Annotated in this window: 13 protein-coding genes, 1 tRNA gene and 1 pseudogene; 11 read left to right on the forward strand and 4 right to left on the reverse strand. The window is 58.2% G+C overall.

The genetic code is table 11. The annotated features are described in order from the left end of the window. Positions 1-50: 50 nt before the first annotated feature. Positions 51-866, reverse strand: coding sequence for a Crp/Fnr family transcriptional regulator (locus tag I4484_RS05100; protein WP_197449917.1), 816 nt, complete (start codon positions 864-866; stop codon positions 51-53). Between the two features lie 269 nt (positions 867-1135). After that, positions 1136-1741, reverse strand: a complete 606-nt coding sequence (locus I4484_RS05105; protein ID WP_197449918.1) for a hypothetical protein — start codon at positions 1739-1741, stop codon at positions 1136-1138. A gap of 145 nt (positions 1742-1886) precedes the next feature. Here I4484_RS05105 and I4484_RS05110 point away from each other — a divergent pair. From I4484_RS05110 to I4484_RS21030, 6 genes and pseudogenes are all read left to right on the forward strand, one after another. After that, positions 1887-1963 (forward strand) — tRNA-Ile (locus tag I4484_RS05110). Between the two features lie 95 nt (positions 1964-2058). Beyond that, positions 2059-2421 (forward strand): annotated as a pseudogene (locus I4484_RS05115) (BREX system ATP-binding domain-containing protein); the annotation flags it as partial. Beyond that, a complete protein-coding gene (locus I4484_RS05120) occupies positions 2418-3935 on the forward strand; it encodes a DEAD/DEAH box helicase (RefSeq protein WP_197449920.1) in 1518 nt (505 codons plus the stop codon). The pseudogene I4484_RS05115 and the gene I4484_RS05120, both read left to right, overlap by 4 nt. A 193-nt stretch (positions 3936-4128) precedes the next feature. After that, positions 4129-4548, forward strand: coding sequence for a hypothetical protein (locus I4484_RS05125; RefSeq protein ID WP_197449921.1), 420 nt, complete (start codon positions 4129-4131; stop codon positions 4546-4548). A 54-nt stretch (positions 4549-4602) separates the two neighbouring features. Then, positions 4603-7434 carry an SEC-C metal-binding domain-containing protein gene (locus I4484_RS05130; protein ID WP_197449922.1) on the forward strand — a complete coding sequence of 944 codons (2832 nt, stop codon included), beginning with the start codon at positions 4603-4605 and terminating at the stop codon, positions 7432-7434. A 458-nt stretch (positions 7435-7892) separates the two neighbouring features. Beyond that, positions 7893-7982 (forward strand): hypothetical protein, encoded by a 90-nt coding sequence (locus I4484_RS21030; RefSeq protein ID WP_368408048.1) that lies wholly within the window; start codon positions 7893-7895, stop codon positions 7980-7982. A 404-nt stretch (positions 7983-8386) separates the two neighbouring features. Here I4484_RS21030 and I4484_RS05140 read toward each other — a convergent pair whose 3' ends face one another. Both I4484_RS05140 and hisD read right to left on the reverse strand, forming a co-directional pair. Next, entirely contained in the window at positions 8387-9139 is a 753-nt protein-coding gene (locus I4484_RS05140) for an SDR family NAD(P)-dependent oxidoreductase (protein ID WP_197449923.1), read from the reverse strand. Next, positions 9136-10446, reverse strand: a complete 1311-nt coding sequence (gene hisD / locus I4484_RS05145) for a histidinol dehydrogenase (protein WP_197449924.1) — start codon at positions 10444-10446, stop codon at positions 9136-9138. Before hisD ends, I4484_RS05140 begins: the two co-directional genes overlap by 4 nt. Before the next feature lie 129 nt (positions 10447-10575). Between hisD and I4484_RS05150 the strand changes: the two genes are divergently transcribed. The 5 genes from I4484_RS05150 (at position 10576) to I4484_RS05170 (ending at position 16106) form a co-directional block, all read left to right on the forward strand. Then, positions 10576-11517, forward strand: coding sequence for a 3-hydroxyacyl-CoA dehydrogenase (locus I4484_RS05150; RefSeq protein ID WP_197449925.1), 942 nt, complete (start codon positions 10576-10578; stop codon positions 11515-11517). Beyond that, a complete protein-coding gene (locus tag I4484_RS05155) occupies positions 11514-12521 on the forward strand; it encodes a LacI family DNA-binding transcriptional regulator (RefSeq protein ID WP_197449926.1) in 1008 nt (335 codons plus the stop codon). The genes I4484_RS05150 and I4484_RS05155 overlap by 4 nt, the downstream gene beginning before the upstream one ends. A 482-nt stretch (positions 12522-13003) precedes the next feature. Continuing rightward, the gene (locus tag I4484_RS05160; protein ID WP_197449927.1) at positions 13004-14005 is read left to right on the forward strand and encodes a tripartite tricarboxylate transporter substrate binding protein; all 1002 of its coding nucleotides are present in this window, start codon (positions 13004-13006) and stop codon (positions 14003-14005) included. A gap of 69 nt (positions 14006-14074) precedes the next feature. Beyond that, entirely contained in the window at positions 14075-14560 is a 486-nt protein-coding gene (locus I4484_RS05165) for a tripartite tricarboxylate transporter TctB family protein (protein ID WP_197449928.1), read from the forward strand. A 22-nt stretch (positions 14561-14582) separates the two neighbouring features. After that, the gene (locus tag I4484_RS05170) at positions 14583-16106 is read left to right on the forward strand and encodes a tripartite tricarboxylate transporter permease (RefSeq protein WP_197449929.1); all 1524 of its coding nucleotides are present in this window, start codon (positions 14583-14585) and stop codon (positions 16104-16106) included. Positions 16107-16119: the final 13 nt, after the last annotated feature.

Here is a 16119-nt window from a genome sequence, read left to right on the forward strand (position 1 = left end):
GCCGGGCAGCAACGAACGCTACACAGAGCGCTGCGCGAGAAGGGCGACCGCTAGCCCCGGAAGGCGTTGGCCCTGCAATCATCGATGACCGTCGTAGCCATTGAACCAGCAGCGGAGAAGAAGCCTGCTGCAGCGTTTTCTTCCAGGTGGAGGTAGTGAGGGTCGAACTCGCCGGCTTCCTTCAACCTCTCCAGATCAGGGACGGCGAGGTGCATTCTGCTGGTCTGGATCAGGCCATTTTCTCGAAGCGCCTTGAGAGCTCGGCTCATGTGGACCGCGCTGATGCCTGTTGCATCCGCCAAGTTGGCCTGCGTAATAGGAAAATGGAAGGTGCCGTTCTCGACCAGCCCCACTGCCTGCAGGCGCACCAGAAACTCGCAGAGGAGATGCGCAATCCGAGTGTAGGCGTCGCGGCGTCCGATATTGACGACCCACTCCCGCAAGATCGAGGCGTCCACCAGCGTTTCGCGCCAAAAGGCGGCGGAAATTCGCGGGAAGCGCTTGCATATATGGCGAAGGTCTTCGAGCTGAAAGAACCCGATCGTGCAAGGAGTTATCGAGACGATACTGCAGTCAATACGTTTCAGATAAAGGTTTTGCAAATCTGGTATGTCACCGGGAATATGCAAAGCCATGATTTGTCGATCGCCAACCGTAGTCAGCTTGTAACTGCTGGCGAAGCCCTTCAGAACCAGGAAGGAGTGAAGCGGGCAGTCACCGATACGCACTATGTCCTGGTTGGACTCAAACACCATGGTGTGTACTGGCAAGTCGCGTATCGCCTGCGTCTCTTCTTCGCTCAAGGAGAAAACGCTTTCCCATTTCCGGATCAGCAAAAGGCTGAGATAAGAAGGGCTTACATCCATGCTTGTGCTCCATACCTATGCAGGAATGAAGCAAGTCAATGCGACAGTGTCTCTGCTTGTTTTTTGATCCTAATTTTACCTTACCATACTCGCTTTCCAGGTACATGACAGGAAGTATTTCACTATTGCAGCCCAACACAGCCTAGCACCCTTGGCATTTGCCTTCCTTAACAAGGCGCTGTCGACGGAAAAGGGCAAAGGCTAGGGCGGAGGCAAGCCGCCGAGAGATCACATGGACTGCGGTATGCCCGAACCAGGAGACCAGGACATCATGAGTCGCCTGTCTTGACCAGCAGGGCATCCAGGCTGACCGGCACCTCGTCGCCGATCTGCTCGTAACCGAGCAGCAGCAGCACCGAGCGCAGGGTGGGGTCGGCCATCAGCGCCTGCCCGTCCAGCGCCACCCGCTCGGCGTTGGTGACCTGCACTTGGTCGCGTCCGGTCTTGGTGAAACGTACCGGCAGCGACTCCTCGCGCACGGCATTGCCCGAACGTACCGTCATCGTCAGTTCCTCCACCAGGGAATCGCCCACCTCCAACCGATCCAGCCGTCCGGGCGGGAACTGCGTGGTCAGCGTGGCCATGGGGCGCTCGGTGATGCCGGCAAGCCACGGCGGCAACGGGCCGAGACGCTCCACCACGTCGCTCTGGTTGAGCCGCAGCGGCAGCTGCAGGGTGCCATCGGTATCCGCGCTGCCGGAGAGTCGGCGCACCTCGTGTTGGCGCGGCACGGGGCCATCGGGGCCGATCTGCATCACCGTGGCGGAGACCCTCGAGCGCTCGGGATCCAGCTCCCAGGCCGCCAGCGGCAGGGCGAACAGCAGGGCGGAGGCGCCCAGGGCCATCAGTGAGAAGGAGGAAAAAAGGCGTTTCATCAGCGGTGCGTCTCCTGGAGCGGAAGGCTCCCCCAGAAGACACGCCAAACGCCGAGAAGTGCCCGAAGCGCCGGTATGGAAAAAGCCCTCCCCGGGGCTCTGGCCTCGCCCAGCCGCATTCGCTATCATACGGCGGCGCAATGCAGGGCCTATAGCTCAGTTGGTTAGAGCAGGGGACTCATAATCCCTTGGTCGCTGGTTCGAGTCCAGCTGGGCCCACCAATGAAGTCAATCGGTTACGCCGTCAAAGGTCAATTTTCTTCAGTGTGTGGTTGCTGAATGGTTGCTGATCCGCGGCAGCTTCGCCCAATAATCCGCGTGCCGTGCAGATCCGGCTGAAGGGCTTCGATACCGACCTGCTCCAGGAGGTGGGTTGCAAGGTTCGCGACCTCTATGCCGCCAACAGTGAGGTGCCCGAGCGGATTCGATCCCGAGCCGACGATACCTACGTCGAAAGCCTGGCGATGGCCGTGACCGGTGACCTTGGCGGCAAGATAGGTATCGCCCCGCGGATCTTCCTCAAGAAGCTGGTAGGGGAGGTGCTCGACCGCATCGACCAGTTCGAAGACTTCGACCCGCGTCAGCACTATGCCCTGACGATCTCGGACACCGAGCTATCGCCTGTCGAGCGAGCGGCTCGTCGAGCCGACTCGACGGATGATATTGAGCTCGATCTATGAGTGGATTCGACCGGCTGCACCCTGCGCTACAGCACCATATCGTCAATAGCCTGGGGTGGCCGCGCCTTCGACCCTTGCAGGAAGCGACCATCGAACCGGTGCTGCGGGGAGAGCATGCCATCCTCCTGGCCCCCACGGCGGGTGGCAAGACCGAAGCGGCGTGCTTTCCGGTCTTGTCGCGCATGCTCTCGGAGAACTGGGACGGTATCAGCGTCCTGTACCTTTGCCCGATCAAGGCCCTGCTCAACAATTTGCTGCCCAGGTTCGAATACTACGCTGGCTTGCTTGGCCGCCGGGTAGCCCTCTGGCACGGCGATGTCAGCGCCTCCCGTGAGGCGAAGATCGTTGCGGAACCTCCCGATATCCTGCTGACCACTCCGGAGTCGCTGGAGGCGATGTTGGTCTCGTCCCGTATTGATCACCGTTGGCTGCTCGGCCAGGTTCGTAGCGTCATCGTGGATGAAGTGCATGCCTTCGCCGGCGATGACCGCGGTTGGCACCTGCTGTCTCTAGTCGAGCGTATTCAGGGTTTGACGGGCCAGGAAATCCAGCGGCTCGGATTGTCTGCAACGGTCGGCAACCCCGAAGCGCTATGTGACTGGTTGGCTGGGAGCTGCCAGGCTAGGCGCAGCGTCATCAATCCGCTAGCTGAGGGAGCCAAGCCGTCCGACGTGCAGCTCGACTGGGTCGGCTCACTCAAGAGCGCTGCCATCGTCATCTCTCGCCTGCACCGAGGCGAGAAGCGGCTGGTGTTCGTGGATAGCCGCTCCCGGGTGGAACTTCTGGCCATGGAGCTGCGCGGCCTGGGCGTCAACACCTTCGTTTCGCACAGCAGCCTTAGCCTGGAGGAGCGCAAGGCCGCGGAGACGGCATTTGCCGAGGGGAGCGATTGCGTCATCGTAGCGACCAGCACCCTGGAGCTGGGTATCGATGTCGGCGACTTGGACCGGGTGATTCAGGTCGACGCGCCTTTCAGCGTTAGCTCCTTTCTGCAGCGCATCGGTCGCACCAGGCGCAGAGCCGATGTGGCTAGGAACTGCCTGTTCCTGGCGACAACTGAGGAGGCCTTCCTCAGAAGCATCGGGCTGCTCGCACTCTGGCGTGCGGGCTTTGTGGAGCCGATCGAGCCTCCCGCGCTTCCTTTGCATATCTATGCCCAGCAGATCATGGCGCTTTGCCTGCAGGAGCGGGGCATCATCCAGGCGGATATCGACCGCTGGATCGGAAAGATGCCCGGCTTCGAGCGTATTGAGCCGGAGCAATGTAGCGCCGTGCTTCGGTACATGCTGGAGACTGGCATCCTGCACAGTGACGGTGGCCTGCTGGGTATCGGCGACCGAGGCGAGCGGACCTTCGGCTATCAGCATTTCATGGAGCTGGTCTCCGTCTTCACAACTCCACCGATGGTGAAGGTTTTCCATGGCAGGCAGGAGCTAGGTGAGGTCCATGAATTGACGTTCGCGGTGGGTGATACGGACAGCCCAGCTCTGCTCACGCTAGGGGGAAGGAACTGATGCACCACCTATGTCGACTGGCCAAGAAGGCGTGCCTTCGTGGAGCCTACTGAGCTGAGGGGACGCTCACAGTGGCTTGGCTCGGGGCAGCCGATGCACTTCGAGCTTTGCCAAGCCATCGAATCCGAACTGCTCTCGACAGACATACCTAAGGGGTATTCGAAACGTTCGGTGACGCTGCTTGAGGGCCTGTGTGGAGTTCGATTGGATAGAAGAGGGACAGACCACGGTTTTGGTCGATAGCGACCGCAACGCCACCTGGTGGACCTACGCAGGTGCCGTCTTCAATGCCGCCATGGCCGATGCTCTAGGCGACCTGGCGGACAAGGTCAGCTCCGATAACCTAGCGATATCGCTCAGCAAGGTGGTCGACACGCCGCGGCTGAAGAAGCGAATCCGGCAGTTGTTGGATTCAGAGGGAGGGGCTGTGGTGAAGATGCCGCTGGATGCTGGGTTCATTCAGGAACTGAAATTTGCCGAGTGCTTGCCTCAGGGGCTGGCAGATGCAGAGCTATCCACGCGGTACTCCTGCTTGAATCAAAGGATACTGCTGGCCAGGCGACGGCTTGTCTTAATAAACTCCTATGCTAATGCTAGGAGCACTTCATCATGACCCAAATAACCTTTGGCCATGCATGTAGAGTGGGAGTTCAACGTGGGGCAATGTATGGACACTGAACGACCATCGGTCATAGATCCTGCACAGCTCAGCCGAATCGAGGCAACTCACAGAGGCTTTCTTTATCAGCATCTATATGTGACCCGAACCCTTCTTCTAAGTGTTGGAACCGATGTATCGGCGGTCGTAGTAGAGGGCGACGAGGATCTCGAAATACTCCGTCCTGCCAAGCGCGTTTATATTCAGGTAAAGCATCGTGCCGGAGTATTGGCGTGGTCCGACATCAAGGGCGCAGTCAGCCGCTTTGAAGATTATCGAGCTTCCCATGCTGCCGGTAAACGGAGTGGCGGCGCGGAATTCGTGATCGCTAGCAGCGCCCCGCCAAGTCCGTCTCTACTTGAGCGCCTGCAAAGCAGGGGGTGGCCGAAGGACGTTCGCATCGAGTGGCCGGGACGAGCGGACATGTTTGACCCTGCCACACCCATGCCGAAAACCAATGTGCAGGAGATGGCGGACACGTGCCGCGAGATCGCCGGCAGGCTCCCATTTGCGGTCTTGACACCCGATACTTTAGTCTGGAAGCTCGCTGGTCAGGTGACCCTGGCCGCCGCGGGTCAGGAACCCCGCACGGACCACGCCTTCCGGGCCGATGAACTGCCGGACTTGTTCGAGCAGCTCATGGTTCAGTTACAGGCTTTCCCCGCTCCCCTGCCAGATTATCGGGCGCAGGAGGACGAGCCCAATCTCCTAGATGATTCCCCGATACGTCTAATTACAGGCTATTCCGGTGCCGGCAAAACATCTTGGGCGGCTCAGGCTGCGGTCCACGCTGCCGGGGAAGTTGCCTATTTCGATGTCCGAGATGTGCCTGGTGGCGGCCTCTCAGCCGGACTAGCCCGCGAACTGGCCGCTCGACGTCGAAAAGAAGGGGGCGGCCTGGGCCACGTATTGTTGCCTGGTGCCTCGGGGATTGAAATCCTCCAATACCTGAGCCGGGACTCGATTGAGTCAAGCCAGCCTCTCACCGTGGTGCTCGATAACATACATGAGCCGCCGCCCGCTGACGTAGAGGCCCTTGTGCGGGCAGCGTCCGGATTTCGCTTCGTTATGCTGGGTCAGCCGGGACCGAACAGTCAGGAACTAATGGCTCGGCTACGGATTCAGGGCGAAGCTCTAAACGGCTGGTCATCAGACTCTGTTGCGGCCGAGGCCGCCACCCATGGTTGCCGAGCTGACGCGGCGACGTGTCAGTCGCTGCTGGAGCAGACCGGTGGCCTGCCGCTCTATGTTCAGAATGCTGTAACGATCGCAGTTTCCGAGCATGGCGGTTCGCTAGCTGACCTCTGCCGCGACCTCGAGGCTCAGGCTCATTCTGTTGAAACCGCTCAGGAACTGATCCTTGCCCGTGTTATCGACGCGCTGCCCGTGACTACGGCCGAGGTTGTAGCCGTGCTCAGCCTCAGCGACATCCCCCTTGGCCGCAAAGAGGTGGCGGCGTTCATCAGGGAAGCTCTGAAGCTAGAGGAGTCTAAGCTCGCTGCGCACCTTAGAGGCATGAGAACCACAGGCGTGATTGAGATATTCGGGGGCGACAAGACGAAGGTCCACGATGCGATTAGGTTGATCGGGCGTGCTCGACTGGTCGAGATGGGTGAGCAGGCCGCTAGTGCCGCGCGTCATGCTTTGAAGGCAATGCTCTCCCAGTCATTGAAGACAGGCTGGGAATATAAAAAGCTCGTGCTGTACATCCGGATGCTAGCCGAGATCGGTGATACCAAGACCTTAGTTGAGCTTGGTAGGGATGAAGTGTTCCATGAGATGGGCATTTGGCCGGTCATCGAGCCTTACCTTTTCAGGGCGTCAACCTCGAATGAACTTAATCCGGATGAACGATTTTGGGCGCTCGATGGCATTGTTTTTAACAACATGCGAATAGGAAAAGAAGAGGGCACAGCGGACAGTATTGCCTTGATGAATCAACTTGTGGAAGAGCATGGTCTCGGAGACGAAGCGCAGCTAGCCGTTGGTATGAAAGAAATGACTGTCCTGGCGCTCGCAGGAGATGTTGCCGGCGCTAAGAGGTTAATGAAGACCGTTGCGGATAGGCTGGAAAACACCCCGGCTCATAAGCGGATTTTCCGGTACAACGCGGCAGCCTCCATGTTCTTTTTGGGTGAATATAATTACGCCGAGCGTGAAGCCTACGCTCTAATTGAAGAATACTATGACTTGCTCGGCCTCACTCCGCAAATTGTGATGGGGCGTAACCCGCCTGAGCTGCATCCGCTGCTTAAGAAGAGTCATGACCTCGACGACAACCTAAAGCACCTCGCCGATACATTGGAACTTTATGCCAAGGTAAGGGCCGCTCAAAAAAAAGTGTCTGGCCTCGCCCGCATTCATGCCATGAAGTTTTACAGCATGTCCAATTCGCTGGAATCAGTTTTCCGCGTTGGTCAGGATCTCGTCGACGATTTCGTAGCACATAATGATTACATCGGGGCTCGGGAGATATTCGAGACCAACCTTTTGCCTAATCTCCAGGTGCTGAAGCTTGCCAGCTACATTATACCCATCCGATCCCAATATGCCGTCGTCCTTGCTTACTGCGGTGATATCCAAAGTGCTGAGGCTGAAATGACGCGCCTCTCGCCCTACGAGGCAGGTCTTGATCCGGTTGGCCAAGAGGAACTTCGGCGGCAGCGACAGCTAATTGGTGAGATCAAGCGATATGGCCCCCCTCCCCAACGGCAGTTGCCGTCGAATCAACCGAAGAGTGTAGAAGAATTTCGTCAGAATATGGTTGTTAAGAAAGTCGGACGAAACGAGCGGTGCCCATGTGGCTCAGGCGTGAAATATAAAAAATGCCATGGTTTTTAGATATCAGAGAGATTCTAAAGCTGAAGTTTCTGAGTCCGGGGTTATCAAATACTGGATTCCGAATACCAATATGACAGGATGCACTGTCGTGGCTCCAATGGTTCGTGGTACGGCGGTCTCAAGCACCAAGCGCAACACCATTGAAGGGTGCTCGGTCCGACAGCAGATCCCTTGAGCACCTCGGGAAATACCAACGATCAAGCACTCTGCCTACGCAGCGAACGCTTGTCCGCAGCAGTGGATGCCGTTATGTGGTCGCAGTTTGGTCGCAGATCGTAGCGAATCCATGTGTCGTGTGTAACTAATGTAAAATTTCAAGCTGTTGATTTATCGACAAAAATCTGTAGCAAGCACGGCCTGGTGTTGTCGAAAAACGGATTCAAAACCCTCTACGTAGTGACCAACCTGCACGGCAATCGCAGTGGCTCTATTACCATCGCTACTGCCCGCGCGGCGACATGAGAAACCGCATCAAGGAGCAACAGTGGTTTTTCGCCGACGGCACCAGCTGCCATGACTGGTGGCCTAACCAGTACCGGCTGCTGTAGGCCGGCGTGGCCTACCTGCTGCTGGAGCGGTTACGCCGGGTGTATCTGAAGCGCACCGAGTATGCTACGGCTTAGGTCATCACCCTGCGCTTGAAGCTACTGAAGATCGGAGGCGTGGTGATTCGCAATGCCCGCGCGTTCGGCTGATGCTGAGCAGTTACTATCCGACCAAGACCTCTTCCCAGAAGCTCGCCCGCAAGCTGGTGTCGGGATGAGCAACACGGTGCTGTCCCGGGCACGAGATAAACAATGGAGGAAAGGGGCAGTGCGCCTTGACGCTGTATAATCGATCGAGAAGTGAATAATCCTCGCTAAACCCAGCGTGAAGAGCTGGGCTGCTCACCCAGCAGGCCGACTGCGCGGCGCTGATGAAATACTCGGTCTATATCGCCAGATCGTTGGTCTCAATGAGCCGTCCAGCCGCCGTCGACCATCAGGGCGCTACCGGTGATTAGGCTGGCGGCGGGCGAAGCAAGAAACACCACGGGCCCCATCACATCTTCAATGCGGCCGAGCCTATCCAGGGGTATTTGAGCGAGCACTGCCTCCCGGAAGCCGGGTTCCCGAAAGAAGGGCTGTGTCATCGGAGTTTCGATGAATGTCGGGCAAAGGCTATTTACGCGAATGCCGCGAGGCCCCAGTTCGACCGCCATGGCGCGGGTCATGCCTTCCACTGCGGCTTTCGAGGCGCAGTAGAGGCTGCGGTTCTTGGCACCCACGTGCCCCATTTGCGAGGAGACGTTGATCACGCTGCCGCCAGCAGGCATCTCTTCGATCACCGTTTGGGTCAGGAAGTAGGTGGCCCGGACATTGAGTTCCATGACTGCGGCGTAGTCCTCTTCTGTGACTTGGTCAATCGGTTTGGGGCGGTTGGTGCCGGCGTTGTTGACCAGTATGTCGAAGCGCCGGCCCGCCAGGGCGCGACGGGTGGCGGCCTGGTCTTGGACGTCCAGCGCCAGACCTTCGGCTTCGTGGCCGGCGGCGCGCAGGGCCGCTACCACTTCTTCCAGCCGCTCGGGGTTGCGTGCCACCAGGGTTACCCGGGCGTCGGCTTGAGCCAGGGCGCAGGCGCAGGCCAGCCCGATGCCCTGGCTGGCGCCGGTGACGAGAGCGCTGCGCCTATCCAGGCGCAGGCTCGGGGTTTGGGGCAGCTTCATTCCGGCACCGCTGAGGCATAGGGTACGTCACGCTTGCCATAGCGGCGTACGCGCTCGTTGGCCTGCTCTCCGTGTCCGGCAAAGCCTTCCAGCGCACACAGGCGCGAGCAGTAGCTCCCTATTTCGGCGGAAGCCTCATCGGTGAGCACCTTCTGATAGGTACAGGTTTTGAGGAACTTGCCGACCCACAGCCCGCCGGTATAACGCGCGGCTTTCTTGGTCGGCAGGGTATGGTTGGTGCCGATCACCTTGTCACCATAGGCCACGTTGGTGCGCGGGCCGAGGAACAGCGCGCCGTAGTTCGTCAGCCTGTCGAGATACAGATTGGGGGCTTCGGTCATCACTTGTACGTGCTCGTAGGCCATCTCATCGGCCACCTGAAGCATCTCTTCGTGCGTGTTGCAAACGATGACCTCGCCGTAATCATTCCATGCCTGACGGGCAATCTCGGCGGTGGGTAGCTTGGCCAGCAGTTTATCGATGGCGGTGAGAGTCGCTTTGGCCAAAGCCTCGGAGTTGGTGAGGAGCGCCGCGGGCGAGGTGGGGCCGTGCTCGGCTTGACCCAGCAGATCGGTGGCGCAGAGCAGGCCGTCGACGGTTTCGTCGGCGATGACCAGGGTTTCGGTGGGGCCGGCGAACAGGTCGATGCCCACCCGGCCGAAGAGCTGCCGTTTGGCTTCGGCGACGAAGGCATTGCCTGGGCCGACCAGCATGTCAACCGGTTCGATGGACTCGGTGCCGATGGCCATGGCGCCAACAGCCTGAACGCCACCCAGCACCAAGATTTCATCGGCGCCGGCCAGGTGCATTGCTGCCACGATGGCCGGATGCGGCTTGCCCTGATAGGGCGGCGCGGCTGCGATGACGCGTTTGACACCGGCTACCTTGGCGGTCAGTACGCTCATGTGCGCGGAGGCAACCATGGGATAGGCGCCGCCGGGTACGTAGCAGCCCACGGCATTGACCGGAATGTGTTTATGGCCGAGCACCACGCCGGGACGCGTTTCCACTTCGACATTTTGCATGCTGGCCAACTGGGCCTCGGCGAAGCGGCGTATCTGCGCCTGGGCGAAGCGGATGTCGTCGAGTTCTTGCGCCGTAAGTTCCGATATTGCCCGTTCGATCTCGGCTTGGCTTAGCCGGAAGGTGGCAGGCGACCAGCGGTCGAATTTCTCCGAAAGCTCGCGCACGGCCTCATCGCCTCGAGCCTCGATGGCTTGAAGTGTCTGTTCGACGGTCTCACGAACCTTGCGGTCGGCTTCGGCGCGAGCTTCGCTGGAGGCGCCCGTTTTCAGTCGTCGGATCATGGCGGTTTCCTGCTGGGATTTGTAGGAGTATTCGAGTTACCTCGACAGATAGATAATCGCAAGGCTAGTATCGTTTGCATACGAATGCAATTTCCTTGTTTCAAGTTATGCGAGCCGAAAGGAGGCAGTATGTCGGAGCCTATCGCGGTAGTGGGCGCAGGACTGATTGGGCGGGCGTGGTCGATAGTATTTGCACGGGCGGGGCGCTCGGTGAGGCTGTATGACGCCCAGGAAGAAGCCCTGGCCGGGGCCACGGATGCGATTAGCCAGTCACTGCATGATCTGCAACGTGCCGACCTGGTCGATGACCTCGAAGCGATTCTCGCGCGTATTCAGGTCGAGCCCGACCTTGAGCTGGCTGTGGCGGAGGCCGGCTACGTACAGGAGTGCGGCCCCGAGAACCTCGAGGTGAAGCAGACGATATACAGCCGCCTGGAGGCGGCAACGGCACCGGACACTATTCTGGCCAGCTCCACTTCAGGGATTGCGGCGTCGCTATTCACCGGACATCTGGCGCATCCGGAGCGCTGTCTGGTAGCGCACCCGGTTAATCCACCTTATCTGGTGCCTGTCGTCGAGGTGGTGCCAGCGCCGAACACCAATCAGGATGCGGTCGAAAGAACGCAGGACTTGATGATTGAGGTGGGCCAGGTGCCGGTGCTGGTCAAGCGTGAGCTGCCGGGCTTCATTCTTAATCGGTTGCAGGGGGCGCTGCTCAACGAGGCGCTGCGCCTGTTCCGTGACGGCTATGTCTCGGCCGAGGATCTGGACAAGACCGTCAAGCACGGCCTGGGGCTGCGCTGGTCGTTCATGGGACCGTTCGAGACGATCGATCTCAATGCCCCGGCGGGGGTGACCGATTACGCTCGCCGTTATGGCCCGCTCTATGCCGATGTGGATGCCCAGCGCGATGAGGCCTCTCCCTGGCAGGCGGAAACCCTTGCGGCCTTGGACGCGGAACGGCGCTCGACGCTGCCTCTCGAAGGTCTGTCCGAACGCCAGGCCTGGCGTGACCGCCAACTGATGGCGCTTGGTGCCTACAGCAAGTTGCAAGACGAGCGCGACGCATGAAGCGGAGGTCCGTGACCTCTCGCGATGTGGCGCGTCTGGCCGGGGTCTCGCAATCTGCCGTTAGCCGCTGCTTTTCTCCCCAGGCAAGCATTTCTGCCAAGACCCGCGAGAAGGTCTTGGCGGCGGCGCGGCAGCTGGGCTATCGCCCCAACACCATTGCCCGTTCGCTGATCACACGTTCTTCACGCACCGTCGCGGTGGTGGTATCGCAGCTCGACAATCCCTTCTATGCCCTTACCCTAGCGCGCGCTTCGCGTGCCTTTCAGTCAGAGGGCTATCACTTGCTGCTGTTCTTGGTGAGCGACGATGGCGATACGACTGGAGTGATGTCGGAGATTCTGCAAAGTCAGGCCGAAGGCATCCTGATGCTGGCGGCTTCGATGACGACGCCCTTTGCTCAGGAGTGCGTCGCGCGCAGCATTCCCGTGGTGATGTTCAATCGCACCGTGGACTTTACGGGAGTCAGCCAGGTCTCCAGCGACAATTACAATGGTGGGTACTGGGTGGGCAGCTACCTGGCCGGCCAGGGGCACCGCCGCATGGCCTTTCTCAATGGCCTAGCTTCTTCCTCTACGGGGGCCCACCGCAGGCGGGGATTTCTCGATGCGCTTGCGGCCCGGGGCCTTGAGTGCTGGGCGGAAGAGAATGGTGAGTACCGTTTTGACAAGGCGTGTGAGGCAACAAGGCGTCTATTTGCCCAGCCGCCGTATCCCGATGCGGTATTCGCCGCCAACGACCATATGGCAGTTGCCGTCATCGAGACGCTGAGAGCGGAGTTGGGGCTGCGCGTACCGGAAGATGTCTCGATCATCGGTTTTGACGATACCCCGGTCGCGGCCTGGCCCAGCTACCGCCTCACCACGCTACGCCAGCCGGTAGAGGACATGGTGACGGCAGCGGCCGAGCTGCTGCTCGAGCAAATGCGCGAGGAGCGTCTTTCTCCGGTGCAACGTATTCTGCCGGTGGTGCCGGTTCTGAGGGGAAGCGTATGCCAAAAGGGCTGAGCCTTGGCCTGGCGGCCCGCCACCGACGCCTGTCGCCGTTGTGATCAAGCCGATATGACCTGACATTTTCGTATCCAATTTTTACCATCGAAGCTAGGAGGCTGCCTGTAAGGGCTGGCTGAAGCGCCTGCTTAGGGTACGATTCACCATGCCAGATTGCTTGCTTTAGACGCCGGCTTTCTGAAAAAACCGATATAATACAATAAGTTCAAGATGGGAGTCGATTGAGTGGCGAAGCGATTTAAGGCCAAGGCCCCGCCTGGAATGGGCCGGAGAAGATTAGACAATGGTTGGTCCATAGGCTTTCTTGACTGATCGTATCCAATAAACTAGTTTGGGATACAAGAAGGAGCAGCTTCGGTCATGGAGAGACTCGCCAGAAACACTCATATTGCCAAGAACAATCCCGATGCACATGGAATGGCGCACCTGAAGTCATCGCGAAAAGCGATATCGCAAAAATAATAGAGAGAGGAGCAAGTATGACCGTCCAGCCGAAGATGAAAACGACCGCCAAGGCGCTCTTTGCCGGTGCTGTCCTCGTGGCCGCAGCGCCGGGCATGGCCCTTTCTGCCAATGCTGCCGAATGGCCGACGGAAAACGTTCGCCTCATTCTTCCTTTCAGTGCGGGCGGTTCCATCGATCGCTTCGCTCGCGGGTTGACCCAGCACTGGGAGGAATATCACGACTACGCCATGATCGTGGACAATCGCGGTGGAGCCTCAGGCTTGCTGGGCTCGAGGACCTTTCTCGGCTCGCCGGCCAACGGGCACTATCTGTTCGCTGGTATCCAGCCGACCCTGAGCATGAACATCGTGGCGCAAGGGGCCGACTTCGATCTGGAAGACTTCACCTTCATCAACATCGAGCAGCGCGACTATACCTCGATCGTCGTTCGGGCCGACTCCCCCTACGAAACCATTGAAGACCTGGTCGAGAGCATTCGTGAGAATCCAAGCGACGTTACCATGTCGATGGCGACTGGTTCCGGGACGCACCTCTTTGGCCTGGCATTCCTCGATACGCTCGAGCTGAACCCCAATATCGTGACGTTCGACGGCGGTGGCGAGCAGCGCACGGATTTGCTGGGTGGCCACTCTGACGCAGCGTTCTCTTCGGCATACGGTGATATGACACTTGGCGACCAGGTGCGTGTGCTGGCCGTCTCTTCACATGAGACCTTTCCCGGTTGGCCTGATGCCCCGCCGGTGAACGAAGCCTTTCCGGAGGCCGACCTCCCCGCTATCGGCGATAACCGGTTTCTTGCAGTACACACCAGTTTTGCCGAAGAGAATCCTGAAGTTTTCGATGCCATCGTCGCCACTTACCGAGAGGTATTTCACAGCGACGCTTACCAGGCACATATCGAGAATCTCGGCTCGGATCTGATTTCCGGTTACTATGGTCCTGAAGAATCGAAGGAAATCATTTATGAAATCCATGAGGTCGTAGAAAGATACGGCGACATGCTGTCAGGAAACTGAACCATGGGGAGGGGCGCTGCCGTGCCTCTCCTTTTTCTTGGCGGGTGGAATCGCTTGAGGTGAGAGCTTATGGGTTTTCTCAGGGAGCTGGGCAAGAAGGGCGGTGAGTTCATCGTGCCTTCTATGATGTTGGCTTACGCCACCTATTATTATCTGGAAGTAAGTGCTTTGCCGAGACGTGAGGTGAACTTACTTCTGATCCAGCCCATATATTTTGTCATACTCGCGGCGTTCCTGGCTTTGGTGGCTGCTTATGTGTGCCGATCCCTGGCTGGAAAGCATGGTCAAGTCTCCAATGGTGAGGTGAGTGAAAGAAAAATCACCAACAAGGTGGCGACGCTGTCTTTTGCAGTACTGACAGTGGCTTACGTTTATGGATTGGAGTGGTTGGGGTTTGTAGTGTCTTCATGGTTGTACATGACTCTGCTGCTCATGCTCTTCTCCGTCAAATCCTGGTTGATCATCGCCGCATTCCCCGCAGGTACCGCCTTGTTCATTTATTTGACTTTCGATATGTGGTTGAGCATCCCCCTTCCGAAAGGAATTCTGTTTTAACCACATGGCCGGAGAATGATTCATGTTCGATGTTGCTCCTATCTTGGAGGGTCTTGCTCTTCTAGCTGACTGGAAGGTCATGGCCATCCTTCTGCTTGGTGTGTTCTTCGGTATCATCACTGGTGCAATACCCGGGTTCAGCACCCCTCTGGCCATCAGTATCATGCTTCCGCTGACTTACCCGATGAGCCCTGTACTGGGGATAGCTTTTCTTACCGCCATCTACGCGGGCGGTAATTTCGGCAGTTCCATATCCTCGATCCTGCTCAACATCCCTGGCTCACCCCAGGCGATCGTGACAGGCTTCGACGGCAACCCCATGACGAAGCAGGGAAGAGCCAGCGAGGCATTGGGCATGGCAGTCGCTTCATCCGCCATAGGCAACCTGCTTGGTGCTATCTTTCTGATTCTTGTCATGCCCCTTATCGTCACGGTTGCGCTGATGTTCGGCCCACCCGAACTGTTTTTGGTCGGCGTGCTTGGGCTGACGGTCATCGCTGCCTTGCATAACAGCTTTCTCAAAGCCATTATCGCAGGTGGTTTCGGGGTGCTGTTGGGAACCGTGGGTATGACATCGACCGGGGCGATTCGCGGTACCCACGGCTACTTCGAGTTGATGGACGGCATTCCCGTCATTCCCGCTTTGATAGGACTGATCGGCTTTTCTGAACTCTTTTATATGCTGCAGCAGCGCTATGTTGCAGGAGGCAGTGGGAGCAAAGGCGATAGTCAGAAAAATCTGCATCGGCTGTTGTATGGCTTCGGTCGTGTGTTGAAACATCCCGTGACCGTTCTCAAGTCGAGCACGATCGGGGTCATTATCGGTGCGCTGCCCGGTGCCGGTGCCACGGTGGCAAGCGTGGTAAGCTACAATGAAGCCAAACGCAGTTCAAGAAAGCCAGAGGAGTTTGGTACAGGAGCGGAAGAGGGTTTGATCAGCGCTGAATCGGCAAACAATGCTTCTGAAGGCGGCGCGTTGGCCACCATGTTGTCCCTGGGCATACCGGGTGGGCTGGCAACCGCGGTCATGGTCGGTGCCTTCATGCTGCAAGGCCTCATCCCCGGGCCGCGGTTGTTCATCGACCATCAGGGACTCGTCTACGGTATCATGTTCGCGCAAATCGTGGCTTCTTTCTTCCTGTTCATGGCGGGCCTGCTGGTCTCCCTGTACGCGGCCAAGGTGATCAACATCCCAACTATCGTATTGATTCCCTTGATAGCCGTATTTTCAGTGGCAGGTACTTATGCCATCAGTCTGCAAATGTTTGACGTGAAGATCATGCTCGTTTTTGCCGCACTTGGCATATTGATGAGAAAATACGATTATCCTTTGATCGCGGTCATTCTCGGAATCATTCTTGGGCCAATTCTGGACCGCCAGTTGATGAGAACCTTTCAGGGGGCTGGAGAGCTTTCTCTTGGAATTTTCCTGAACAGACCCGTCAGCCTCATTCTGCTTTGCTTGATTCTGTTCTGTTTGGCGCCTATCGCGATTAAAATATATCGTAATGCCAGAGAAAGCTTGGGGTATGTCAAGCATACATGAGGCGAATCGTGAT

This window comes from Halomonas sp. SS10-MC5, assembly GCF_015992245.1.
GTDB classification, from domain to species: domain Bacteria; phylum Pseudomonadota; class Gammaproteobacteria; order Pseudomonadales; family Halomonadaceae; genus Halomonas; species Halomonas sulfidoxydans.